We start from the raw sequence: 23,718 nt of genomic DNA on the forward strand, positions 1-23,718 counted from the left end.
CAAAACGGGAGCAAAGGTTTACAATAAAGCTCTCCTGAAAACGGGAGGCAATCAGTATTCAGACCTCAGAAAGCGAGTGAGAGGCAATGACGTATCATTATCTCATGGACCTGGCGCTGATCCTGTTGAGCACCAAGGTGCTGGGCATCCTGACGAAACGCATCCAGATGCCACAGGTAGTTGGCGCGCTGGTGGCCGGACTGATTCTGGGACCGGCTATGCTGAACGTACTATCAGAAACGGAGTTCCTCACCCAGCTCAGCGAGTTGGGCGTGATCGTACTGATGTTCTCTGCCGGCATGGGCACCGATATCCAGGAGCTGAAGCACAGTGGCAAGGCAGGCTTCCTGGTGGCCCTGCTGGGCGTGATCGTTCCACTGGTCCTGGGTACGGGGCTGGCGATGTTCGCTGACCGGACCGGCATGATTGAGACCAGCGGATTTTTGGAGGATGTGTTCATCGGCACCATCCTTACTGCAACTTCCGTCAGCATCACAGTGGAGACACTGAAGGAGATCGGCAAGCTGGATACCAAGGTGGGCAACACCATTCTGGCGGCGGCTCTGATCGACGACGTGCTGGGCCTGATTGCCCTGACCATCGTCAGCAGCCTGTCCGGCGGACAGGACAGCATCGCCCTGGTGCTGCTGAAGATCGTGCTGTTCTTCGTGTTCTCCGCTGTGGTCTCCTTCCTCGCCCACAAGTTCTTCTGCTGGCTGATGGCCCTGTGGCCCGGCCGGGAGCGGCGCCGCTATCCGGTGCTGGCCTTTGTGCTGTGCCTTCTGATGGCTTACTGCGCGGAGGAGTTCTTCGGCGTGGCGGACATCACCGGCGCCTATGTGGCGGGCCTGGTGATCTCCTGCACCCCCAAGTCCTCCTATATCCAATCCAAGTTCGAGCCGTTGAGCTTCCTGCTGCTGACGCCGGTGTTCTTCGCCAGCGTGGGCATCAAGGCGAAGGTGGACGGCATGACCGGCAGCCTGGTGCTGTTCTCCATTCTCCTGCTGCTGATTTCTGTGGCCACCAAGATCGTCGGCTGCGGCCTGGGCGCAAAGCTCTGTCATTTCACTGGCAAGGAGAGCCTGCAGGTGGGCGTGGGCATGGTCTGCCGCGGCGAGGTGGCGCTGATCGTAGCCAACCGGGGCCTGGAGCTGGGAGTGCTGTCCGGGACCCTGATGGCACCGGTCATCATCACCGTGGTGGGCGGCACGATCCTCACACCCATCCTGCTGAAGCTGGTATTCCGGCACGACGGACAGCCGGCGAGCGCGGCGGACAGCAATCTGGCAGACCACTATGAGAAGATGGAGCAGCTGGATATCGTCTCCGCAGAGCTTCTGGCCAGGGACCAGAAATACCTGAAAGAAGGGGAGCACGGCGGAGACAAGGACCGCGGCTGATCTGCTCCGGTGACTGAGAACCGCAAATACGGGGAGCCGGCCTTTTGGTCGGCTCCCCGTATTTTGAAAAGCGCGCTGTATCCGCCGTCAGGCGGTGTGGCGGGCGTGGCCCGTCTCCTCGTCGGAGGAGCGGAACAACAGCGTGATGCACCACAGGCCCGCCAGGCCCACCAGGGCGTAGATGATGCGGGAGAGAATGGCCATCTGGCCGCCGCAGAGGAAAGCCACCGTATCAAAGCCGAACAGGCCGATCCCGCCCCAGTTCAGGGCGCCGATGATAGCCAGTGCCAATGCGATCTTATCAATCACCATGCGAAAAACCTCCTTTATGCCTTCCAGCAGGGATTTGGCGTTAGTGTATCCAACGGGGCGGGAACTATGCGGATGGGGAAAATTTCCAGCCTGGACAAAATTTGCAAATCGCATTGCAAAGGAAAGATAGGGATTGTATAATCGAAACAGCGGGATCCGATCTCGCCCGCGGCGAAGCCGCGCAGACCGATTGATAAGGGGAGACAGTATGAATATTGTATGCTTGGATATGGAGGGCGTCCTGGTGCCGGAGATCTGGATCGCATTTTCAGAGGCCAGCGGCATTCCGGAGCTGCGGCGCACCACCCGGGATGAGCCGGATTACGACAAGCTGATGACCTGGCGGCTGGGCATCTTGAAGGAGCACGGCCTGGGGCTCAAGGAGATCCAGGACACCATCGCCAAGATTGATCCGCTGCCCGGCGCCAAGGCGTTTTTGGACGAGCTGCGGGCCACCACCCAGGTGATTATTCTGAGCGATACCTTTGAGGAATTCGCCAAGCCTCTGATGGAAAAGCTGGGCTGGCCCACCATCTTCTGCAACTCCCTGGAGGTGGCGGAGAACGGCGAGATCACCGGCTACAAGATGCGCTGTGAGAAGTCCAAGCTCACCACGGTGAAGGCCCTGCAGTCCATCGGCTATGACACCATCGCCAGCGGCGACAGCTTCAACGATTTGGGGATGATCCAGGCCAGCAAGGCAGGCTTCCTCTTCAAGAGCACGGAGCAGATCAAAGCCGACCACCCGGAGATTCCGGCCTTTGAGGAGTTTGACGACCTGCTGGCGGCCATCAAGGCGGCGCTGTAAGAGTTTTCCGGAAAGAAAGGGGACGCGACATGAACGAGAAATTCCAGAAGCTGGGCTTTTACCCGGCGGATATCCTGCTGCCCAAGGATGCGGACATGACCAAGTGGGCCGTGGTGGCCTGCGACCAGTTCACCTCCCAGCCGGAGTATTGGCAGGCGGTGGAGGAGACTGTGGGGGACGCGCCTTCCACCCTCCGGCTGATCCTGCCGGAGGCCAAGCTGAACGACCCGGATGTGGACGCCCATATCGCGGACATCAACGGCGCTATGAACCGCTATCTGGCGGAGGGCGTCTTTCAGACCCTGCCGGGGTCCCTGTTCTATATTGAGCGCACGCAGTCCGACGGCAAGGTGCGCCACGGCCTCATCGGCATGGTGGATTTGGACCAGTATGACTTCACCCCCGGCTCCGGCGCCCTGATCCGGGCCACGGAGGGGACGGTGCTCTCCCGCATCCCACCCCGGGTACGGGTACGGCAGGACGCCCCCGTTGAGCTGCCCCACGTGATGCTGCTGATCGACGACCCGGACCGCACGGTTATTGAGCCCCTGACCGCCGCCAGCGGGGAGATGGAGCAGCTGTATGACTTTGACCTGCAGCAGGGCGGCGGGCACCTGAAGGGCTGGAAGCTGACGGACGCCCAGATGGACGCCGTGGCGGACGCCCTGGCGGCTATGTGCACGCCGGAGGCCATGGAGAAAAAGTACGGCCTGAAGGACGCGGCACCTCTGCTGTTCGCGGTGGGCGACGGCAACCACTCTCTGGCAACAGCCAAGCAGTGCTATGAGAACCTGAAGAAGGTCACGCCGGAGGACCAGTGGGCCGATTTGCCCGCCCGCTATGCTCTGGTGGAAGTGGTGAATAATCACGACGACGCCCTCCAGTTCGAGCCGATCCACCGTGTCCTCTTCGGCGTGGAGCCCGAACAGGTGCTGGAGGCGATGAAGGCCGCCTATCCCGGCGCCCACGAAGGGGAGGGCGAGGGCCACACCATCGCCTACACCTATGCAGGGCATACCGGTACCATCACGGTGCCCAATCCCAGGATGCAGCTGGCGGTGGGCACGCTCCAGACCTTCCTGGACGCCTATCTCAAGGAGCACGGCGGCGAAGTGGACTACATCCATGGCGACGAAGTGACGGACGAGTTGGGCAGCAAGTCCGGCAACATCGGCTTCAAGCTCCCGGCTATGGGCAAGGAGCAGCTGTTCAAGACCGTCATGGCCGACGGCGTCCTGCCCCGCAAGACCTTCTCCATGGGCCACGCCCAGGATAAGCGGTACTATGTGGAGGCCCGGAAGATCAAGTAAGAAGTCGTTTCCACAGATACAGACAGCGCCGCAGGCTTTTGCCTGCGGCGCTGTTTCTTCTGAAACCTGGCAAAAGCCGCGGGACCGCCGCGGCTTTTGGGGAGAGCGTCTTTTTAGAACAGGCTCCTCCGCCTCCGGAACTTCTGGGTAGCTTCATACGCGAAACAGGGCAGGGCGAGGGACAGAATTGTGATGGCCGACAGGAGCAGGACTGCGTACAGCAATGAGCTTCTGCTCAAAAACAGGATGTCCAGCATACGATGCTCCTTTCTGGTGCTGTTGGGGGGATTGCCCAAACAATTCATTCCACCCCCTCTGTGCTGCGTATAAATGCACCGCATTGTGTTAAAAAAGAAAGAAGATTTGTGAAATTTTACATGACGCCGGGCATTCGTTCAAAAGGCAGAATCCCGGTCGATCACGTTCCACTGAGAGACGGAGATTGTTTGACCATCCCCGCACTCCAGCTGCACTTCCAAATGAGAATAAAGGCTGGCGGGGATCTGCCAGCGGAACAGGGCGAAGGTCCGGCCGTCCCGGATCCGCCGGACGCCGATCTGCTGCCGCTCCTCGGCCACTCCGGTGCCGGTGGGATACAGAAACAAAACCACCTGATCCACCGTGTGCTCCCGGCCGTCCTGAAAGGTGACCGCCACGTTCACGGTGCTGTCTGGCGGAAACAGATACCAGCCGAAGTCGCTTTTGGCGATCTCCTGCCCGGCCGCATCATAGAAATAGACGCCTGTAATCTGCGGATCCTCCGGCGGCGGCCAGCCGTCCTGATGCGCGCTGTAAAGGATCCAGCCCAGCGCCGCCAGCAGCGCCAGGCAGAGGAGCCCTGCCGCCAGCGTCAGCCGCTTCCACCGCCGCAGAGGGACGGGCGGCGCTGTTTCTCTTTCCACTTGAAGGTCTGTCCCCAAAATCTCCGAGAGCGCCCGCCGATTTTCCGGAGAGGGAACAGAGGTTCCCATCTCCCACTTGGATACCGCCTGCCGGCTCACGCCCAGCCGCTCCGCCAGAGCCTCCTGGCTCATGCCCAAGCGATCCCGGCCTTCCCGAATCGCCTTGCTCATGTCCATGACGCACCGCCTCCCGCTCCGCTGCTCTCAGCATAGCAGGTTTTTCCGGTTGCGTCCACCAACTTTCCGCAACCGTCCGGTTGCGGGCGATTCGTTGTTTCTACTTGGGGAGGGATGTGCTATACTGGACCCAGACAGCGGGCGGAGGCCCGCGGGAGGTGGTGCGATGAAGACTTTGACGCTGGAGGCCCCGGCCAAGATCAACCTGACTCTGGATATTCTGGGGCGGCGTACAGACGGCTATCACGACATGCGGATGGTGATGCAGGCCGTGTCCCTGGGGGACACCGTGACGGTGGCAGAGGCGGCGGGCGGCTTTTCCCTGCTGACAGAGGGCATCTCCCTTCCGGCGGGGAAGGTCACTTTGGAGCAGCGGGCGGCGGATGCCTTTTTCCACAGGCTGGGCCGCCCGGTGCCGGGGCTGGAGGTACGCCTTGCCAAGCGGGTCCCGGCTTATGCGGGGCTTGGGGGCGGCAGTGCGGATGTGGCGGCGGTGCTGCGGTGCCTGCGGACCCTGTACGCCCCGGATCTGCCGCGGCAGGCGCTGGAGGAGATCGGGCTGGCAGTGGGCAGCGATGTGCCCTTCTGCGTCCGGGGCGGCACATGTCTTGCAGAGGGACGGGGTGAGATCTTGACGGACCTGCCGCCTCTGCCGGACTGTGCCATCGTACTGTGCAAGCCGGACTTCGGCCTGCCCACACCGGAGCTGTTTGCCCGGCTGGACGGGGCGGACCTGGGCCCCCGGCCGGATACGGCGGCCATGGCAGCGGCGTTGGCCCGGGGCGATCTGGCCGCCGCGGCCGCCTGCCTTGGAAATGTTTTTGAGCGGGTGCTGACGGAGGAGGAAGGGGAGGAGATCCGCTCCATCAAGGAAGCCCTGCTGCGACACAGTGCTCTGGGCGCGGCCATGAGCGGTTCCGGCCCCACGGTGTTCGGCCTGTTTGATGACCGGCAGAAGGCGGTCCGGGCAAAGGAGGCACTGGAGGGACGTTACCGGCAGACGTATCTGGCCGCGCCGGTAAAAATATTGGAAAAGATGGAATAAAATCCGGAATTTCCGTCCATGATGGGGGAAACGGGCCCCATGGGGCTACATAGCAAAGGACGGAAAACGGATATGAAAACAGCTGCAAAGCGTGAGCGAAAGACTCTGCGGATCGTGGAACTGGCCCTGCTGCTGGGTGCGGCGGCGTTTCTGATGACCGGCGTCTGGGCGCTGAACACCCAGCGGGACCTGGCGGACAAGGTGGTGCGGCTCCATGTGCTGGCCAACTCTGATACGGAGGAGGACCAGGCACTGAAGCTCCTGGTCCGGGATGCGGTGCTGGAGCGAGCCACGGAGATTCTGGAGCAGTCGGCGGACCGGGCGGAGGCAGAGATTCGCCTGCGGGAGAGCCTGCCGGAACTGGAGGCCATCGCCGAGGAGACGGTACGGGCCAACGGCTATGACTACGCCGTGACGGCGGAGCTGGAGGACACGGCCTTTCCCACCAAGGAATATGACGGCTTCTCTCTTCCAGCCGGGGAGTATCTGGCCCTGCGGATTCTGATTGGGGAGGGCGTCGGACAGAACTGGTGGTGTGTGGTGTTTCCGCCCCTGTGCACCGCTGCCTCCGCGGGCGTGCCGGAGACGGCCCTGGCCGCTGGCCTGACGGAAGACCAGGTCAGCCTGATGACGGAGGAGGATGGCGGCTACCAGCTGAAATTCAAGGCCGTGGAGCTGTGGGAGCGCCTGAAGGCGGCGCTGGAGTGAGCGGGAGCCGCCCTTGACACGGCCCGCTGGGAACGGTATCATAAGGGCCGGGACCGGACTTTCCTGCGGCCCCACGGCGGGGAGCGGCGGATGGCCGGATGCTCCGCACTTTCCAGCGGGGAGGAGACGGCGGCATGAGAGAGGCGGAACTGAATCGGCAGCGGGTGGTGTTCACACCGCAGGAGGCGGCGCGCCTGCCTCAGGACCGGCCCTATGCGGCGTACATCTGCCACTATGACTGGGCGGAGGGAGAGCACGCCACACTGATGCACTGCCACGAGCGCCTGGCGGAGGTGCTGCTGATCCTGAAGGGCAGCGGCCGGTACACCGTCGATCTCCGCCGGTACGAGGTGGCAGCCGGAGATGTGGTGCTGTGCAGCGGCGGCGCCCTCCACGACGAATTCCCCCAGGCAGACCAGCCGTATCAGACCCTGTGCGTGGCCATCGGGAACTTGGCGCTGGCGGACCTGCCGCCATACAGCCTGCTTTCCCCGGACCGCTGCCCCCTGTTTCACCAGCCGGAGCAGTTTGCGGACCTGAAGGAGCTCTTCTGCCTGATGGACCGGTATGCAGCGGAGCGGGAGCCGGGCTTCCAGGAGCTGTGCCAGCACCTGATGCTGGCGTCGCTGGAGCTGGTCCGGCGGATGGCGGCGGGGCGGAAGGAGGATCTCGTCACCCGGGAGGACTCCACCTTCGGCCGTGTGGCCAGATACATCGACCGCCATTATGCGGAGGACCTCTCCATCGAGCAGCTGGCCCGCCAGTTTTATCTGAGTCCCTATCATCTGTCCCATATCTTCCGGCAGAAGACGGGATATAGCCTCAAGCAGTATGTCCTGCGCCGCCGGATCGGGGAGGCTCAGATGCGGCTGGTGAACGCACAGGACAGCGTCCAGACCATCTCCGAGGCGGTGGGATTCGCGGACGCCAGCTACTTCTCACGCATCTTTTCAAAATACGTCGGCCTCACGCCCACGGAGTACCGGAAATTCCGGATCGGGCCGTGAGACCGCAGAAAAGTCCGGAAAAAAGACCTGCGGAGGGAACCATGCCGTTCCCCCCGCAGGTTTGTCTATTTCATTCCGTCAGGTATATTTGTATACTTTGTCCAGCATCCTAAGCAGAAGACGGATGAATAGGGAGGAGATCCAGATGAAACGGACATGGAGGAAGAAGATCGGCGCAGTTGTGGCCCTGCTGGCCGCCGTGGCAGTGCTGGGCACCGGCTGCGGCGCGGACGCCGCCGGGGCTGTGGAGTCCCGGACCAGGGAGACGAGGGCTCTGGGCCTGCTGCTGTCTAGGGAGGATACGTTTTTGTCGGAGCTGAAGGCGGACATCGAAGCGGAGGCCGCCGCCCAGGGCTACGCGGTGCAGTATTATAATGCGGGCAACGACCCGGAGACCCAGCTGCGCCAGGTCCACGAGGCCCTGGCAGAAGGCGTGGAGACCCTGCTGGTGAACCTTGCAGACGGGGAGGACTCCGAAAAGGTGGCAGACATCGTGGGCGACGCAGGGGTCGTGCTGCTGAACCGGGCGCCGGGGACGGCGATCCTGAACGAGCGGATGGTGTTTGTGGGCATGGACGAGGCCGGGAGCGGCGCCCTCCAGGGGCACGCCCTGGCGGAGTATTTCTGGGAGACGGACCACGGGACGGATATCCGCTATCTGCTGTTCCAGGGGATGCCCGGCCAGGAGAATACAGATGCCCGCTCCGGCACCGCCGTGCAGAGCCTGCTGGACGACGGCTTCTGCCCCATCGCCGCGGCAGATTACCAGGTCTGCGGCTTCAGCCGGGAGCGGGCCCGCCAAGCCATGGCGGCCCTGCTGGAGCAGGGCGTGGACTTTGACTGCGTCATCTGCGACAACGATGAAATGGCCCTGGGAGTCATCGAGGCGCTGGAGGCCGCCGGCTGGGATCCGGGCGCGGCGCCCATCGTCAGCGTGGACCACACGGCGGAGGGGGCCGCCGCCCTGGAGAGCGGCAAGCTCTATATGACGGTGGACCAGAATCCGGAGGACCAGGCCCGGGCGGCGGTGGCGGCAGCCGTCAATCTGGCCCGGGGTCGGGCCTATGACGACGGGCTCCGGGAGCTGCTGGGGAACGACTGCACGGACCCGGAGCAGCCCTTTGTACTCCGGGTTCCTGTGGAGGCGGTGACCACTTGACGTACTGCCTTGCTTTGCCGGAGTGCAGAAAAGCCTGTGTTCAGAAGGAACACAGGCTTTTTCAGCCCAGAAGGTACTGCGGGACGGGCGCCCCGGCATGGCATCAGACAGGGAACGGATGTGGAACGCGGGCTGCACAGCATGGATTCCGCATTTGAACGGGCATATCCCGAATCGGCATGCGCGATGAAAGGCGGGTGCGCAAAACCAGCTGCAAACTCCCACTCTGCTCCGCGTGCGGATACCATCCGAAAAAATTTCAGATTTTTTCACGCTTGCTCTTGACTTTGAGTGTACTCCAGGTGCTATCCTATAAACGTGTCGGATGACCGATGCGCAATACCATGGCTGCCGGGGGGCTGAAGAGATGCATGAGGAATTTCAAACGGTCCTGCGGGAGCACCTGGCCCGCTATCCGCTGATGGAGCCCCAGGACTGCGCCAAGCTGGCCTATCAGAGTACGTTCGGTCCAGCCCATGCAGCGGGGGAACGGGGAGATGTCCTCCGGCAGCTGCTGGGGGAGTGCAGCGCCCTTCCCGCAGACCGGGAGGCCCGGCCGCCGGAGCGGATCGGGAACGGTTTGTGCCGCGTTCATTTGTCGGGGACGGGGGATTGGACGCTGGCTGCGCCGCTCCTGGCGGATCTGCTGCTTCTGACGGCGGCGGAGCACCACGGGACGGCGGCGGACCTGGAGGAATGCCTGACCGCGGCGGAGGCGCTGCCCCTGCCCGGTATGGCGGACTGGCTGGCGGTGTACCGCCGTCAGGGCTGTCCGCCCGTCCACCACTCGCCGGCCTACCGGGAGGCGTATGACCCCCACTACCGGGTCCTGCGGACAGCATACGGCGGGTACTTCCCGGCACTGCTGGCGGCGGCCCGGCTGGCGCGGAGCGGCAGACCAGCCGTCGTGGCCATTGACGGCCGCTGCGGCAGCGGCAAGAGCGGCCTGGGAGACCTGATGGGGCGGCTCCTTCCCTGCAACGTGGTCCACATGGACGACTATTATCTCCCACCGGACCGCCGGGCAGAGAACTGGGAGCAGATCCCGGCTGGAAATATGGACCTGGCCCGCTTCCTGCAGGAGGTACTGGTGCCGGCAGGGGCCGGAGCGCAGATCCGCTGCCGCCCGTATGACTGCCGGAGCGGCACGCTGAGGGAGGGGACAACGCTTCCGGCCCGGCCCCTCACTGTGGTGGAGGGAAGCTACTCCCAGCACCCGCTGCTGTCGGCCCGCTATGATCTGCGGATGTTTCTCACCTGTGCGCCGGAGGAGCAGCGCCGCCGCCTGGAGCGGCGGGAGGGCGCCCACTTCGCCGCCTATGAGAGCCGGTGGATGCCCCTGGAGGAGCGGTATATCCGCCAATGCGGCCCGGAGAAGGGCTGCCAGCTGGTGATCGACACCACCGAATTTTTCCCCTGATGAGGGGAAAGCCCTGAAAAGCGCCCGGCCAGAAGGCCGGTATTCACAGCCCTGCAGACTCCGTAAAAAAAGCCAGAAGGCTGGTGCGGCGCCAGAAGGCGGCGCGAAAAGACTTTTTGAGAAGGAGTTTAACCCCATGAAACACAGCAATTTCAAAACAAATGTCCATAACCTGGTCCTGGCGGCCATGTTCCTGGCCCTGGCGCTGGTACTGCCCTTCCTCACCGGACAGATCCCCCAGATCGGCGGGATGCTGCTGCCCATGCACCTGCCCGTGTTCCTCTGCGGCCTGATCTGCGGCTGGCGGTATGGCGCGGTGGTGGGATTCGTGGCCCCGCTGATGCGGATGGCGCTCTTCGGAATGCCGCCGCTGGTGGCCGCTGTGGCCATGGCCTTTGAGCTGGCGGCTTACGGTGGCATCGCGGGCTTTTTGTACAATCGGTCCCGCTGGCAGTGTGTGGTGGCCCTGTACCGTGCTCTGCTGGCTGCTATGGTGGGCGGCCGGATCGTCTGGGCTGCGGTGCGGGTGGTGATGACCGGCGTGGCCAGCGTGCCTTTCACCTGGCAGATCTTCCTGACCGAGGCGCTGGTGAACGCCATTCCCGGCATCATCCTCCAGCTGGTGTTCATTCCCGTCCTGATGGTGGCTCTGGACCGCACCGGCATGGTCCGCTTCCGCCGGGAGCAGGCCGGTACCCAGGCCGCCGGAAACTGACTGATCGGCGGCTTCTTTCGCAGGCAGAGCAGGCCCCCGGCGGACCGGACACGTTCCGGTCCGCCGGGGGCTTTCACATGCCTTGCCGCCCGCCGGCTCACCGGAGCCCTCCAAGCTGGGGAGCCGGCTCTGCGCTGCCGGGAATGTCTGGCGCGGCGCCCGGATCGTTCCAGCATATTTTGCCGGATGCACTGCGGCCCAATAGATGCGGCTGATGTGCCAGGTATTTCCAGTCATCTGGAAAATCCGGAAAGCCCTTGCGTGGCTCTGCCCCGCTGTGTTAGGATGTGAACCGTGCTTTTGAGGCCGGATTTTCCGCTGCCTGCTTGGCTTTTTGACAGAATCCGCAATGATTTGGCAGAATTTCTACATCTGGGAAGGCCCCTTTTCGGACCGGACGGAGAGTGCCCGCTTCAAAGCGCCGATACCTACAAACCAATCGGGAGGAATCTACACACATGAAGCGAGAACTTGTTACCGGACTGCTGACTCTGAGCCTGCTGGCCTCCATGCTGCCGGCCAATGCCCAGGCGGCGGAGGGGATGTTTGGTGCGTCTGCCGCCGGGCAGGTCCAGACCATGACGGAGGGGGCCGGGGAGGACGGCGTCCAAACGGAAAACACCGCGGATATCGACGGCACCCAGTATGCCACCCTGGCGGAGGCGGTGGCCCAGGCGGAAGAGGGCGCCACCATCCGGCTGCTCCGAGACGTGGAGCTGGACGCCTCCGGCCTGGTCAACGGCCAGGGAGCGCTGACGCTGTCCAAGGACTTGACTCTGGACGGCAGCGGCCATACCATCCGGGCGAAGGCGGGCACATTTTCTGTCTCCGGCGACAATGGCACCGGCCCCAGCCTCCTCAATCTTCAGGATGGCGCCGAGGTGACGCTGCGGGATGTGACCCTTGACGGCGGCAGTGCCGCCAAGCACGGCCTGAACATCTACCACGCCGGAATGGTGACCCTGGAGAACGTGGAGATCTCCAACTGCCGCTGGTACGCCCTGGTGGTCAATGGCACGGAGCTGTCCGTGGACGGCCTGACCACCTCCGGAAACCAGTGGGGCGTCAACATCGACCGGGGCAGCCGCGTCACCTTTGCGAACGCTGCTATTGCCGAGGGGGATTCCATTGTCTTTGAGGGGCAGGATGCCTCCGGCAGCCTGACCGTGGAGAGCGGCAGCTATCAGAACATCAAGACGCAGGGCGGCTCCACTGGCGGAACCATCGCCATCAACGGCGGCACCGTGGGCAGCGTAGTCAACGACACCGCGGCGGAGATCACCATCTCCGGCGGCACTGTGACCGGTCAGGTGGCCAACAGCGGCTCCGGCAGCATTTCTGTCACCGGCGGCAGCTTTGCCACTGCAGAGCTGGAGGATTTCATTGACCCGGACCGGACGATCATCCTGACCCTGGAGCTCGGCGAGGGCGCCGCCGGCGCGGCCGCCATGGCAGCCACCAGCGGCGCAGCCGTGGGGACGCTTCCCACGCCGGAGCGGAGCGGCTACGCCTTCGCGGGCTGGTACACCGCCGCCGACGGCGGCACTGCAGTTACTGCCGATACCGTCTTCGACGCAAACACAACCCTGTACGCCCGGTGGACTGAGAAGTCCGAGGACGGCGAGCATCTCATTACTGTGGACCGGGTCACCGGCGGCTCCCTGGAGGTGAGTGCCGGTCGGGCCGACGAGGGTGAGACGGTGACCATCACCGCGGCGCCGGATGACGGATACGAGCTGAAGAAGCTGACTGTCACCGACAGCCAGGACGGCGCAGTCCGGGTCCAGAACGCGGGGGAGGGACGCTATACCTTCGTCATGCCCGGCGGCGGGGTGACCGTGTCCGCGTCCTTCGTCCGTTCCGGGGAGCAGACGGAGCTACCCTTCACAGATGTGGACAGCGGCGCGTACTATTACGATGCGGTCCGGTGGGCTGTGGAGCAGGGGATCGCCTCCGGTGTCACCGGAACGGCCTTCGCCCCGGGCCGCGGATGCACACGGGCCCAGCTTGTGACCTTCCTGTGGCGGGCAAACGGCTCTCCTGAGCCGTCCGAAAAGGAGAATCCCTTCACGGATGTGAGCCCCGACAGCTACTACTATAAGGCAGTTCTGTGGGCTGTGGAGCAGGGCATCACCTCCGGCGTCACCAAGACTGCCTTTGCCCCGGACCGGGTTTGCACCCGCGCTCAGGCGGCGGTGCTGCTGTGGCGGGCCGAGGGCTCTCCCGCGGCATCCGGGACGCATGACTTCCGGGACGTGGCGGAAGGTGCGTACTATGCGGACGCGGTGGCCTGGGCCGTGGAGAGCGGAGTGACCCAGGGCACCACTTCCACTACCTTTGAGCCCGGCACGACCTGCACCCGGGCGCAGATCATGACCTTCCTCCACCGCGCCATGGCGTGACAGAGAGGGCCCAGGACAGATGCAGGCAGGTCCGGCCGAATCGCCCGGCCAGGACGCAGCCCATGTCAAACGGCGGGCCGCGCGGAGATTCTCCGTGCGGCCCGCCGTTCTGCCTTTCAAGGAACTTAAAAAAATAAGGAGAATCCGCAGCATCTCTGGAATTTTTCCGTCTGTTGGGATAGAATGGAATCACCATTCCGGAAACTGCCGACAATGGAGGGACGAATGATGAAGAAGCTGTTTTCTTTGACGCTGGCTATGGTGACGGCTCTGGGGCTGATGCTGCCGGCGTCCGCCGCAGAGGAGACCACAGACGAGGCCCTGGCCAGGGTGACCCAGGCCGTAAAGGCGGCCCTGGATCTGGACACGGATGCCTATGACGAATTTCAGGGCAGCTGGTATGAGGACGGTCTGACCGGTGCCTGGGATCTGTACTGGTCGACCGAGTTGGAGGAGGAACTGTCCATTTCCGCTCTGGATGACGGGACCGTAATCAGCTACGATCTGGGTCTGCCGTACACCGCCTCCAACAGCGGGGATTTCCCGGTCTTTCCCCAGGGGGATGAGGCCGCGGCCGCCCGAGCCGCCGGGGACTTTTTGGACAAGGTCCTGCGGGAGGGGGAGAGCGTGAAGCTGGAAGAGCCCCGCGGCATGGATATTCTGGGCGGGGACAGCTACCGCTACTCCGGAGTGATCCTGCTGAACGGCCTGCCCTCGCCGCTGACCTATTCCATCACTGTGGATGCGGCGGACAACCGGGTCCGGTCTTTCCACCGGACCACGGCGGAGGACACCTTCCTGGGAGACGTCCCCTCTGCCGCCGCTGCGGTGCGCCGCGACCGGGCTGCCAAACTCCTGACGGACACCCTGGAGCTGAAGCTGGAATACGTGCGGGAGGCGGGCGGCACGTCGGCCGTGCTCCGGTATCTGCCGGTGGATACGGACACCTTTTATGTAGACGCCGCCACAGGAGCGCTTTTGAATCTGACGGAGCTGGAGGACCAGATGGGCGGCTGGGGCGCCGGAGGCAGTGCCGACAACACCGCGGCTGCGGAGAGCGGGGGCAGCGGCCTCAGCCCGGCGGAGCAGGCGGGCATCGCCCAGATGGAGGGCGTCCGGGCCTCCGCGTTCCTGGACCAGAGCCTGCGGGCAGAGCCGGTCTACGGCCTGACGGAGTACGCCCTGTCCTCCGCCGCCTACCGTCTGGCGGAACAGGAGGGGAAGGAGGATCAGGTCCTCTGCGTCCTGTCCTATGTGCGGCCCGGAGAGGAGGACAGCTGTTCCCGCACCATCACAGTGGATGCCCGCACCGGCGCGGTCCAGGAGGTGTTCTCCTACGCACCCGGAATGGAGGATGGGGAGACACCGGCCCTGACCCAGGCGGAGGCGCAGGTCAAAGCGGAGACGTTCCTGTCCGCCCTCTGCGGCGGGCGGTGGAGTGCCCTGACACTCTATGACGGCCGGGACAACACGGAGGACCGGCGTCCGTACTACACCTTCACATACGTCCAGCAGGTAGGCGGCATTCCCTTCCCGGAGAACCGCTATACCGTGGCCATCGACAGCGGAGACGGGTCCGTGTACCGGCTGGATTATCAGTACGATGAGGATGTGACGTTCGCCAGCTCCGCCGGTATCGTGGGTGAGACGGCGGCCCTGGCCGCCTGGGCGGGGACCTATGACACGGTCCTGGCCTACCGTCTGGTGCCCCGCCCTCTGGAGAGCGGTGACGAGACGGAAGCCCGGCTGATGGAGCTGGGGCTTACCCACTTCTACGAGCTGCGGCTGACCTACGCTCTGGAGCGGGAGGAGCGGTATCTGGGCATTGACGCCGCCACCGGCAAACCGGCGGCGCCGGAGTCCGGGGATACCGCCATCACCTATACGGACCTGTCGGGCTCCGGGGTGAAAGCCGATGTGGAGAAGCTGGCCCGCTATGGCGTGGGCTATGACGGGGGCCGCTTCCGGCCGGACAAACAGCTGACCCAGTGGGATCTGGTGGCCCTGTTGGCCAGCCTGGAGGGATACTGTATCGACCCGGAGACAGCGGATGAGAGCACGCGGGACACCGTCTATTCCATGGCCTACCGGATGGGTATTCTGCCCCGGGGAACCCGGGATGAAGGCAGGGCCGTCACCCGCGGGCAGGCAGTGAAATGTCTGCTGGACTGCGCAGGTTATGGCCCAGCCGCCCGGCTTCAGGGCATCTACACCTGCACATACAGCGACGCTGCCGCCATCCCGGAGGCAGACCTGGGCTATGCGGCCATCGCCCAGGCGCTGGGCATGGTCCGGGGAAGCTATCAGGGGGACCGGACAGCCACCCGGGGCGAGCTGGCCGCCATGCTCTGCCGCCTGCTGGAGCGGCAGGGAGCAAACGCGGGCGCCTGAACGGGCCCGCCGGATGATGGAATTTGGGAGGAATTACACATGAAAAACGTATTCGGCTATCCGGAGTTTGACGCGGAGGGCGAGGAAATCCTCTGTACCTACGACAACGCATACAGCGATATGCTGATGGACATCCGGGTCTACCGGATGGAACCCGGCCGGAAGAGAGACTTTTGCCGCCGGGGCGAGGAGACCGCGGTGCTGCTTCTGTCCGGAACCGTGACCTTCGGCTGGGAGGGCCGGACGGAGACGGTCAGCCGCAGAGACGTGTTCACTGACGGCCCCTATGCCCTCCATGCTTGCGCCGGGGAGGAGATCACCGTGGAGGCGCAGACAGACGCGGAGATCCTGGTCCAGTGCACGAAGAATGACACAGCGTTCTCCGGCAGGCTGTACCGGCCGGAGGACGCCCCCTGGGTCTACTCCTGCGTGGGCAAGTTCGGCAATGTGGCCAAGCGCCGGGTAAACACCATCTTTGACAAGGATATCGCCCCCTGGTCCAATATGGTGCTGGGCGAGGTGCTGAACGACCGGGGGAACTGGTCCGGCTATCTGCCCCACCGGCACCCCCAGCCGGAGTGCTATTACTTCAAGTTCGACCGGCCGGAGGGCTTCGGCGCCAGTTTTGTGGGGGACCAGGTATTCAAGAGCGTGGACAACAGCTTCTCCGCCATCCCCGGCGGGTGCCTGCATCCCCAGGCAGTGGCGCCGGGCTTCCAGATGTATACCTGCTGGATGATCCGCCATCTGGACGGCAACCCCTGGCTGCAGACCACCCGCAACGAGGACGAGCGATATCTCTGGCTTCACGATGCGCAGGAGTGACCTGCCCACAGAGAGTTGAACAGCGGAAAAAGGCTCCGGGTTTCTCTGGGAACCCGGAGCCTTTTTATTTGGAAACAGGTCCGGCACAGTGGTCCGGTTCCAGAAGAGGCGCCGCCCCGGGACCTGCCTGGGACAGCCGGAGCCCGGCGCCACGCACATGGTCCCGCAGCACTTGGTCTACAAAGCGGCTCAGCTCCTCCGGCGTGCCCTGGATCTCGCCCAGGAGCCAGTCCTCCACAATACTTACCAGCACGCCCACATAGAACTGGGTCAGCATGGTGAGCTCCTGCTCCCCAGCCTCATACCCCAGCTCCGCGGCAATCAGACGGATCGTGCTTTGGATAATAGTACGGATATCCGTCTGGAAGAACCGCTTCAGGTGGTCCCGACCCATAGAGCGAAGGGCGCAGAGGCAGAACGCACGATTCTCCTGCAGGTATTGGAAAAGCTGGAGCAGGCCGTCCTGCCACAGCATGACGCCCTCGTGTTCCCGGAGCAGCGCCACCGCCTCCTCCTCAAAGATCCAGCGCACCGCGTCGTAGACATTGTCAAAATGGTAGTAAAAATGCTGGCGCGCCATGCCGCAGCCCCGCATGATCTCCGCCACGGTGATCCTGTTCAGGGGTTTCTGGGTCATCAGCTCCTTGAGTACAGTGCAGATCTGCCGCTTGGCCGCATTGCTGGCCTCGTATGTCCGTTTTTTCATATCGACCTCCATGGACCGGCAGACTCCAGTCCATTGCAGCCCAGTATAACACATTTTCCAGAGGAGTGCATCTATGCAGAATGGGGGCAAGTGTCAGATTTCTGACATCTGCCCAAGGTCTGCACCTTGCATCTCCGGGCCTGTTTCCAGTATGCTGGAGGAAATGCGGAAAGGAGCGGAGGAAGATGCGGGAAGAGTATCACGTCACGCTGTACAGCCAGATGGGCCCCAGGGAGGGCCGCCTGGTCCTCCAATACGAGGGTTCTGCCGTCACAGGATCCCTGGAACTGATGGGACGCCGCAACCCCGTCCATGGCGTACGGTCGGAGGATGGGCATCTGTGCCTCTCCCATGCTATCCGGACGGCGGTCAGCACCCTTTTCTGCGAGACGGCGCTGGAGCTCCATGGGGAACGCCTTACTGGAGTGACCACGGCGGACGTCTGCCGGATGCGATGGGAGGGGAGCCGGATCTCCCCTGAGCCGTGATGGGACCGGGATTGCCGGAAGGAGCTGAAACTGTGCGCAAAGACACTGAAAAACCATCCTTTTTTGTGCGGCTGGCCACGGTGATCGTGGATAAGCGGAAGCTGATCTTTTTCCTGTACGCGTGTGCGCTGCTGTTCTGCCTGTTCTCCCGGAACTGGGTCAGCGTCTGCAACGACATCACGGAGTACCTGCCGGACTCCACAGAGACCCGCCAGGGGCTGACCCTGATGGAGGAGGAGTTCACCACATTCGGTACCGCCCGGGTGATGGTGTCCCACGTGACGCGGGGCATCGCGGAGGATCTGGCGGAACAGATCGGGGAGATCGAGGGCGTCTCCTCCGCGTCCCTGGGAGACAGCATCGGCGCAGAGGAGGACGGGGAGGCCGAGACGCCGGAGGACATCGCATCGTATTTCAAGGGCGCGGACGCGCTGATCTCCGTGACCTTTGCGGGGGAGGAGGATGACGAATCCGCCCTGGCCGCCATGGAGGCCATCCGGGAGCTGCTGGCCCCCTATGACTTTTATATAGACAGCTCTGTGGGGGATTCCCAGGCGGACTCCCTGGCCGATGAGATGGGGATCATCCTGGCGGTAGCGGCGGTTATCATCGTGCTGGTGTTGCTGCTGACTTCCCGCTCCTATGCGGAGATTCCGGTGCTGCTGCTGACCTTTATCGCGGCGGCCCTGCTGAATCTGGGCACGAACTTCATCTTCGGAGAGATCTCCTTTGTCTCCAACTCTGTGACGGTGGTGCTCCAGCTGGCTCTGGCCATCGACTATGCCATCATCATGCTGCACCGCTTCCTGGAGGAGCGGGAGCACGCCGGAGACCGGGAGGCGTGCATTGCGGCGGTCAGCGCCGCCATTCCCTCCATCTCCGCCAGCAGCCTCACCACCATCTCCGGCCTGGCGGCCATGATGTTCATGCAGTTTCAGATCGGCTTCGACATGGGCATCGTGCTGATCAAGTCCATTCTGTTCAGTATGCTGTCGGTGTTCACCCTGATGCCGGGGCTGCTGATGCTCTTTTCCAAGGCGATGGAGAGGACCCGCCACCGCAGCTTCATCCCCAGGATCGACCGCTGGGGCGGATTTGTCCTGAAGCTGCGCCATGTGGGAGTGCCGCTGTTCATTGTGGCCCTGGTGGGGGGCTTTTTCCTCTCCAACCGGTGCCCCTATGTGTACGGCTATACCCAGATCGAGACTGCGCGGCAGAACGAGTCCCAGGTGGCGGAGCAGCGGGTCAGCGACACCTTCGGCACCCAGAACGTGATCGCTCTGCTGGTGCCCCGGGGAGACTATGACAGCGAGAAAGCCCTGCTGGAACGGCTGGAGGCCTGCGATCAGGTGGACTACGCCATGGGCATCTCCAATATCGAGGTGATGGACGGACACACCCTCACCGATGCCCTGACGCCCCGGCAGTTTTCCGAAATGACAGACCTGGACTACGAGCTCGTCTGCCTGCTGTACACTGCCTACGCGGCGGAGGAGGAGGCCTACGGCCGGATCGTGGGCGGTCTGGACGACTATGCGGTCCCTCTGATGGATATGTTTTTCTTCGCCTACGACAAGGCGGAGGAGGGCTATGTGGATCTGGACGAGGAGCAGCAGGCGGACCTGGACGATCTCTATGAACAGCTCGACAACGCCCGGGTCCAGATGCTGGGGGAAAACTACACCCGTATGCTCATCAATCTGAACCTGCCGGAGGAGGGGGCGGAGACCTTTGCTTTCCTCCAGACCATCCACCGGGAGGCGGAGCGGTACTACGACGCGGACAGCGTCTATCTGGTGGGGGATTCCACCAGCGACTATGACCTGTCCGTCTCCTTTGCCCGGGATAACATCATGATCAGTGTCCTGTCGGTGGTGTTCGTCATCATCGTGCTGCTGTTCACCTTCCAGTCTGTGGGACTGCCGATCCTGCTGATTTTGGTGATCCAGGGCAGCATCTGGATCAATTTTTCCTTCCCCGGCATGGCCCAGAAGCCCATTTTCTTCCTGAGCTATCTGATCGTGACAGCCATCCAGATGGGCGCCAATATCGACTACGCCATCGTGATCTCCTCCTGGTACAATGAGCTGAAGGCGGGGATGTCCCGACGGGAGGCCATCGTCCAGGCGCTGAATCTGTCCTTCCCCACGGTACTGACCTCGGGGAGTATCCTGTCCTCTGCCGGATTCCTCATCGCCCAAATCACCACAGAGCCTGCCATCGTGGGCATCGGCGAGTGCCTGTGTCGGGGGACGCTGATCTCCATGTTCCTGGTCATGTTCATCCTGCCCCAGATCCTGTTCCTGGGCGACGGGATCGTGGAGCGGACCCGGTTCGATCTCAAGGTGCCGGAGGTTGCCAGGAGTGCCCATGGCACCGTCTATGTCAACGGCCGGGTTCGGGGCCGTATTTCCGGCGTAGTGGATGCCCAGATCCAGGGCGTGATTTACGGGGACGTCTCCGGAATGCTGGAGACGGGAGCTTATCAGAAAGAGGAGGAGCCCGCCCATGAGACGGAAGATTCATAAATGCCTGAGCTTCCTTCTGGCGGCGGTGCTGCTGGCGTCCCTGGCGGCGCCTGCTGCCCTGGCCGCCGAAGGCGGGGACACGGTTTTCGTCCGCACGGCGGAGGACCTGGTCCAACTGGCAGAGAACTGCACCCTGGACAGCTGGTCCCAGGGGAGAATTGTCCGCCTGGAGGCGGATATCGACCTGTCCGGCACGGACTTCACCCCCATCCCCACCTTTGGGGGGACCTTTGAGGGGCAGGGCCACACCATTTCCGGTCTGTCCATCACGGGCAGCGGCAATGTCCGGGGACTGTTCCGGTACATACAGCCCTCCGGCGTAGTGCGGGATCTGTCGGTGGAGGGACGGGTCGATCCCTCTGACCGGAAGAATACCCTGGGCGGCATTGCCGGCAGCAACCGGGGCCTTCTTGCCGGCTGCACCTTCCACGGGACGGTGCGGGGAGCGGACAGCATAGGCGGTCTTGTGGGGATCAACGAGAGCTCGGGACAGATCGTCAACTGCACTTTCTCCGGAGCCGTCACGGGAGAGCATTATGCCGGGGGCATCGCCGGGCAGAACTACGGCGCCGTTATCCAGTGCCGGAACAGCGGCAGCATCAACACCACGGAGGTGGATGCGGAGCTGGATCTGGACGCCATCAACCGGGAACAGCTGAACGCGGCGGAAAACGTGCCGGTATGCACCGATATCGGCGGCGTCGCCGGGTATTCCTCTGGTATCATCCAGAGCTGCACCAATTCCGGCAGCGTGGGCTATGACCACGTGGGCTACAACATCGGCGGCATCGTGGGGCGGCAGTCCGGATATCTGGACGGCTGTGCCAACTCCGGCGACATTCTGGGTCGGAAGGACGTGGGCGGCATCGCCGGTCAGTTAGAGCCGGAAGTGCGGCTGCTCTATGACCAGGGGCAGATGGGGGAGCTGCTGGATGCCCTGGACGGTCTGGGGGATCTGCTAGACCAGACGCAGCAGGATCTGCGGGGCACTTCCGACGCTCTGTCGGACCGGATGGACGCCATCTCCGCCCGGACGGACGAGGCCCGGGAGGCAGTGGGCGATCTGGCGGACTCCGCCGCGGACTGGACCAATGAGAATATCGAGGAGCTCAACAGCCTCACGGCCCGGATCTCCTGGCTCATCGACCAGCTGGCGCCGATCCTGGATGACGCCGTCGATGTGATGGACCTGGTGGAGGACCTGGCCGACGAGCTTGGGAATGCGCTGGATGAAGTCGGCGCGGCATCAGGGCTGGGAGATCAGGCGGAACAGGAGCTGCGGGCGGCAGTCCAGTCCCTCCGCCGGGCGGCCTCCAGTGGAAAAGAGGCCGTTGCCCGCCTGCTGTCGGCGCTGGAGCATCTGGGCGCGGCCCTGGGCAGCGCCCTCCAGAGCCAGGAGGCCATGGAAGAGGTTCGGGCTGCCGCCGGGGACCTGGCAGCCGCCCTCGGGGACATGTCCGACACGCTGGCAGAGATCGCCCGCATTCTGTGGAACGGCGGCGACGAAGCGGCGCTGGGAGAGGCGGCTCAAGCCCTGGCGGATACACTGGCCAGGGCGGGGGATGCGCTGGAACAGGCGGCGAACGCCGTCGCGGCCCACATGGACAGCGGCGAGCTGGAAGAGGCCGGGAAGGACGCGGCGGCCGCATGGCAGGCACTGGGAGAGGCGGCTCAGGCCCTGCGGGCCGCCGCCGGACACGCCACCGACGCGGCAGCGCTGCTGGCAAAGCTTCTGGCACAGGGCGGAGACCTGGCGGAAGCGTTTCGGGACCCGGGCAGGACGTTGGAGAAAGTGGCTTCCCGGGCATCCCGTCTCGGCGAGGACCTGGCCGACGTCTTTTGGGAGCTGGCCGAGGAGCCCACCATCACCATCCGTCCCATTGACAGTGCCATTCGGGAGCAGGGGGACGCCCTGGGGGACGTCTTTGCCGGTCTGCTGGAGGACGGCGACGCCCTGCGGGAGACCATGTCCGCGGCCACGGATACACTATTGGACGATCTGGAAGCCATCGGAGACCAGTTCCGGGTTATCACGGATCTGCTGCGGGATCTGCTGGAGCAAACTGGAGAGGAATTGTCGGACCGTTTCGAGGACATCTCGGACCAGGAGACCAGTGGACCGGATACCGGATGTGTCGCCAATTCCCGGAACACAGGGACCGTGGAGGGAGACATCAACGTGGCCGGCATCGTAGGGTCCATGGCCATTGAATACGACTTCGACCCCGAGGATGACCTGATCGAAGAGGGAGACCGCTCCCTGGACTTCCGCTATCAGACGAAGGCCGTGGTCCGCGCCTGCATGAACCGGGGCGGCGTCACCGGAAAACGGGACTATGCCGGCGGCGTGGTGGGTCTCATGGACCTGGGGCGGGTGAGCGCCTGCGAGAACTATGGGGACATCGCCAGCACGGACGGCGGTTATGTAGGCGGTATCGCCGGCGCCTCCTGGGGGACCATCCGGGACAGCTGGGTCAAGTGTCATCTCTCCGGCGGCGATTATATCGGCGGCGTGGCCGGACTGGGAGCCACCCTGGAAAACTGCCATACGCTGGTGGAAATCGAAGAGGGCTCCGCCTATCTGGGCGCCGTGGCGGGAGATGTGGACGCCGATGCCGCCGTATCCGACAACACCTTTACCAGTGAACGACTGGGGGCTCTGGATGGGATCAGCTACGCCGGCCATGCTGAACCGGTGGATTTTGACACCCTGTGCACCACGCCCGGCGTACCGGAATCCTTCTCCCGGCTGGAGCTGACCTTTGTGGCGGACGGCGTGGTGGTAGAGGTCGTCCCCTTCCAGTACGGAGAGGGGATTGACGCCCTGCCGGAGATTCCGGCGAAAAAGGGCTGCTCTGCCTCCTGGCCGGATCTGGACTACACCTGCCTCACCGCCAGCCAGACCCTGGAGGCGGAGTATACCCCCTACACCTCCGCCCTGACGGATGGCGGGGAGCTGCCGGAGATCCTGGTGGACGGCAGCTTCAGCAGCCGGGCACAGGTCTCCCACACCACGGAAGAGGTGGCCTGGACGGACGGCGGCGCGGAGTATGCGGGCACCGCCTATACCGTGACGGTGGAGGACCCGGACCTGGAACAGGCGGCCTACACGGTCCACTGCCGCCTGCCGGACCCCGGCAAGCGGTACGACCTCTGGGTGCTGAGTGAGGATGGCTGGACCAAGACGGATGCCCGGTTGGACGGCCAGTATCTGCTGCTGGAGAGCCAGACCGGGACGGTCACCTTCTGCCTGACGGAGCGGGCCGGTCCTCTGGCGGTCGTTATTCTGGCCGTCGGCTTTGCCGGGCTGTTGATCGGCTTTTGCTGGCTCATCCGCTGGCGGCGGAAAGGCACTGCGGCAGGACGCAAACACTGACCTGCGGCCGTGTGCGGAGGAGACAAAGCACGATATGGC

Annotated in this window: 18 protein-coding genes; 15 read left to right on the forward strand and 3 right to left on the reverse strand. The window is 63.7% G+C overall.

Annotated elements, in window-relative coordinates; translation table 11 throughout:
• Positions 1-86: 86 nt before the first annotated feature.
• Entirely contained in the window at positions 87-1,400 is a 1,314-nt protein-coding gene (locus DN611_RS06225) for a cation:proton antiporter (protein WP_119310896.1), read from the forward strand.
• Positions 1,401-1,487: 87 nt separating this feature from the next.
• On the opposite strand, the gene DN611_RS06230 is transcribed toward DN611_RS06225, so the two are convergent.
• Entirely contained in the window at positions 1,488-1,712 is a 225-nt protein-coding gene (locus DN611_RS06230; protein ID WP_036630419.1) for a DUF378 domain-containing protein, read from the reverse strand.
• 208 nt (positions 1,713-1,920) lie between these two features.
• Between DN611_RS06230 and thrH the strand changes: the two genes are divergently transcribed.
• Positions 1,921-2,520, forward strand: a complete 600-nt coding sequence (gene thrH / locus DN611_RS06235; RefSeq protein WP_021749470.1) for a bifunctional phosphoserine phosphatase/homoserine phosphotransferase ThrH — start codon at positions 1,921-1,923, stop codon at positions 2,518-2,520.
• A 29-nt stretch (positions 2,521-2,549) separates the two neighbouring features.
• Positions 2,550-3,830 carry a DUF1015 domain-containing protein gene (locus tag DN611_RS06240; RefSeq protein ID WP_021749471.1) on the forward strand — a complete coding sequence of 427 codons (1,281 nt, stop codon included), beginning with the start codon at positions 2,550-2,552 and terminating at the stop codon, positions 3,828-3,830.
• A gap of 395 nt (positions 3,831-4,225) precedes the next feature.
• Here DN611_RS06240 and DN611_RS06245 read toward each other — a convergent pair whose 3' ends face one another.
• Positions 4,226-4,909 carry a helix-turn-helix transcriptional regulator gene (locus DN611_RS06245; protein ID WP_197714237.1) on the reverse strand — a complete coding sequence of 228 codons (684 nt, stop codon included), beginning with the start codon at positions 4,907-4,909 and terminating at the stop codon, positions 4,226-4,228.
• Positions 4,910-5,075: 166 nt separating this feature from the next.
• On the opposite strand from DN611_RS06245, the gene ispE reads away from it, so the two are divergent.
• The 9 genes from ispE to DN611_RS06290 all read left to right on the forward strand — a co-directional run bounded on the left by ispE (position 5,076) and on the right by DN611_RS06290 (position 16,581).
• On the forward strand, positions 5,076-5,954 hold the full coding sequence (gene ispE / locus DN611_RS06250) for a 4-(cytidine 5'-diphospho)-2-C-methyl-D-erythritol kinase (RefSeq protein ID WP_119310897.1): 879 nt from the start codon (positions 5,076-5,078) through the stop codon (positions 5,952-5,954).
• 72 nt (positions 5,955-6,026) lie between these two features.
• Positions 6,027-6,662, forward strand: coding sequence for a stage II sporulation protein R (gene spoIIR, locus DN611_RS06255; RefSeq protein ID WP_119310898.1), 636 nt, complete (start codon positions 6,027-6,029; stop codon positions 6,660-6,662).
• A 134-nt stretch (positions 6,663-6,796) separates the two neighbouring features.
• A complete protein-coding gene (locus tag DN611_RS06260; protein ID WP_025545721.1) occupies positions 6,797-7,669 on the forward strand; it encodes a helix-turn-helix transcriptional regulator in 873 nt (290 codons plus the stop codon).
• A gap of 145 nt (positions 7,670-7,814) precedes the next feature.
• A complete protein-coding gene (locus DN611_RS06265) occupies positions 7,815-8,828 on the forward strand; it encodes a substrate-binding domain-containing protein (RefSeq protein WP_160117412.1) in 1,014 nt (337 codons plus the stop codon).
• Positions 8,829-9,195: 367 nt separating this feature from the next.
• On the forward strand, positions 9,196-10,248 hold the full coding sequence (locus DN611_RS16955; protein ID WP_256264474.1) for a uridine kinase family protein: 1,053 nt from the start codon (positions 9,196-9,198) through the stop codon (positions 10,246-10,248).
• Positions 10,249-10,384: 136 nt separating this feature from the next.
• Positions 10,385-10,963: an ECF transporter S component gene (locus tag DN611_RS06275; RefSeq protein WP_021749481.1), complete on the forward strand. Its 579-nt coding sequence runs from the start codon at positions 10,385-10,387 to the stop codon at positions 10,961-10,963.
• A gap of 458 nt (positions 10,964-11,421) precedes the next feature.
• On the forward strand, positions 11,422-13,365 hold the full coding sequence (locus DN611_RS06280; protein ID WP_119310900.1) for an S-layer homology domain-containing protein: 1,944 nt from the start codon (positions 11,422-11,424) through the stop codon (positions 13,363-13,365).
• A 225-nt stretch (positions 13,366-13,590) separates the two neighbouring features.
• Positions 13,591-15,756 carry an S-layer homology domain-containing protein gene (locus tag DN611_RS06285; RefSeq protein ID WP_160117413.1) on the forward strand — a complete coding sequence of 722 codons (2,166 nt, stop codon included), beginning with the start codon at positions 13,591-13,593 and terminating at the stop codon, positions 15,754-15,756.
• Positions 15,757-15,795: 39 nt separating this feature from the next.
• Positions 15,796-16,581, forward strand: coding sequence for a 5-deoxy-glucuronate isomerase (locus tag DN611_RS06290; protein ID WP_119310902.1), 786 nt, complete (start codon positions 15,796-15,798; stop codon positions 16,579-16,581).
• A 64-nt stretch (positions 16,582-16,645) separates the two neighbouring features.
• Here DN611_RS06290 and DN611_RS06295 read toward each other — a convergent pair whose 3' ends face one another.
• Entirely contained in the window at positions 16,646-17,287 is a 642-nt protein-coding gene (locus DN611_RS06295; protein ID WP_160117414.1) for a TetR/AcrR family transcriptional regulator, read from the reverse strand.
• 185 nt (positions 17,288-17,472) lie between these two features.
• Here DN611_RS06295 and DN611_RS06300 point away from each other — a divergent pair, with 185 nt between their 5' ends.
• Genes DN611_RS06300 through DN611_RS06310 form a run of 3 tightly spaced genes read left to right on the forward strand, consistent with a single transcriptional unit; the run spans position 17,473 to position 23,679 of the window.
• Positions 17,473-17,775, forward strand: coding sequence for a hypothetical protein (locus DN611_RS06300; RefSeq protein WP_119310904.1), 303 nt, complete (start codon positions 17,473-17,475; stop codon positions 17,773-17,775).
• 32 nt (positions 17,776-17,807) lie between these two features.
• Entirely contained in the window at positions 17,808-20,303 is a 2,496-nt protein-coding gene (locus DN611_RS06305; RefSeq protein WP_276895962.1) for an efflux RND transporter permease subunit, read from the forward strand.
• A complete protein-coding gene (locus tag DN611_RS06310; RefSeq protein WP_119310906.1) occupies positions 20,284-23,679 on the forward strand; it encodes a GLUG motif-containing protein in 3,396 nt (1,131 codons plus the stop codon). Before DN611_RS06305 ends, DN611_RS06310 begins: the two co-directional genes overlap by 20 nt.
• Positions 23,680-23,718: the final 39 nt, after the last annotated feature.

The organism is Oscillibacter sp. PEA192 (genome assembly GCF_003574015.1).
Lineage (GTDB): Bacteria > Bacillota > Clostridia > Oscillospirales > Oscillospiraceae > Oscillibacter > Oscillibacter welbionis.

Excerpts from the sequence above, each read along its gene's own strand:
- DN611_RS06265 (WP_160117412.1), top strand. The coding sequence starts at position 7,815 with ATGAAACGGACATGGAGGAAGAAGATCGGCGCAGTTGTGGCCCTGCTG.
- DN611_RS06275 (WP_021749481.1), top strand. The coding sequence starts at position 10,385 with ATGAAACACAGCAATTTCAAAACAAATGTCCATAACCTGGTCCTGGCG.
- ispE (WP_119310897.1), top strand. The coding sequence starts at position 5,076 with ATGAAGACTTTGACGCTGGAGGCCCCGGCCAAGATCAACCTGACTCTG.
- DN611_RS06240 (WP_021749471.1), top strand. The coding sequence starts at position 2,550 with ATGAACGAGAAATTCCAGAAGCTGGGCTTTTACCCGGCGGATATCCTG.
- DN611_RS06230 (WP_036630419.1), bottom strand. The coding sequence starts at position 1,712 with ATGGTGATTGATAAGATCGCATTGGCACTGGCTATCATCGGCGCCCTG.
- DN611_RS16955 (WP_256264474.1), top strand. The coding sequence starts at position 9,196 with ATGCATGAGGAATTTCAAACGGTCCTGCGGGAGCACCTGGCCCGCTAT.
- DN611_RS06295 (WP_160117414.1), bottom strand. The coding sequence starts at position 17,287 with ATGAAAAAACGGACATACGAGGCCAGCAATGCGGCCAAGCGGCAGATC.
- DN611_RS06310 (WP_119310906.1), top strand. The coding sequence starts at position 20,284 with ATGAGACGGAAGATTCATAAATGCCTGAGCTTCCTTCTGGCGGCGGTG.
- DN611_RS06280 (WP_119310900.1), top strand. The coding sequence starts at position 11,422 with ATGAAGCGAGAACTTGTTACCGGACTGCTGACTCTGAGCCTGCTGGCC.
- DN611_RS06290 (WP_119310902.1), top strand. The coding sequence starts at position 15,796 with ATGAAAAACGTATTCGGCTATCCGGAGTTTGACGCGGAGGGCGAGGAA.
- DN611_RS06260 (WP_025545721.1), top strand. The coding sequence starts at position 6,797 with ATGAGAGAGGCGGAACTGAATCGGCAGCGGGTGGTGTTCACACCGCAG.
- DN611_RS06285 (WP_160117413.1), top strand. The coding sequence starts at position 13,591 with ATGATGAAGAAGCTGTTTTCTTTGACGCTGGCTATGGTGACGGCTCTG.
- DN611_RS06245 (WP_197714237.1), bottom strand. The coding sequence starts at position 4,909 with ATGGACATGAGCAAGGCGATTCGGGAAGGCCGGGATCGCTTGGGCATG.
- DN611_RS06225 (WP_119310896.1), top strand. The coding sequence starts at position 87 with ATGACGTATCATTATCTCATGGACCTGGCGCTGATCCTGTTGAGCACC.
- DN611_RS06300 (WP_119310904.1), top strand. The coding sequence starts at position 17,473 with ATGCGGGAAGAGTATCACGTCACGCTGTACAGCCAGATGGGCCCCAGG.
- spoIIR (WP_119310898.1), top strand. The coding sequence starts at position 6,027 with ATGAAAACAGCTGCAAAGCGTGAGCGAAAGACTCTGCGGATCGTGGAA.
- thrH (WP_021749470.1), top strand. The coding sequence starts at position 1,921 with ATGAATATTGTATGCTTGGATATGGAGGGCGTCCTGGTGCCGGAGATC.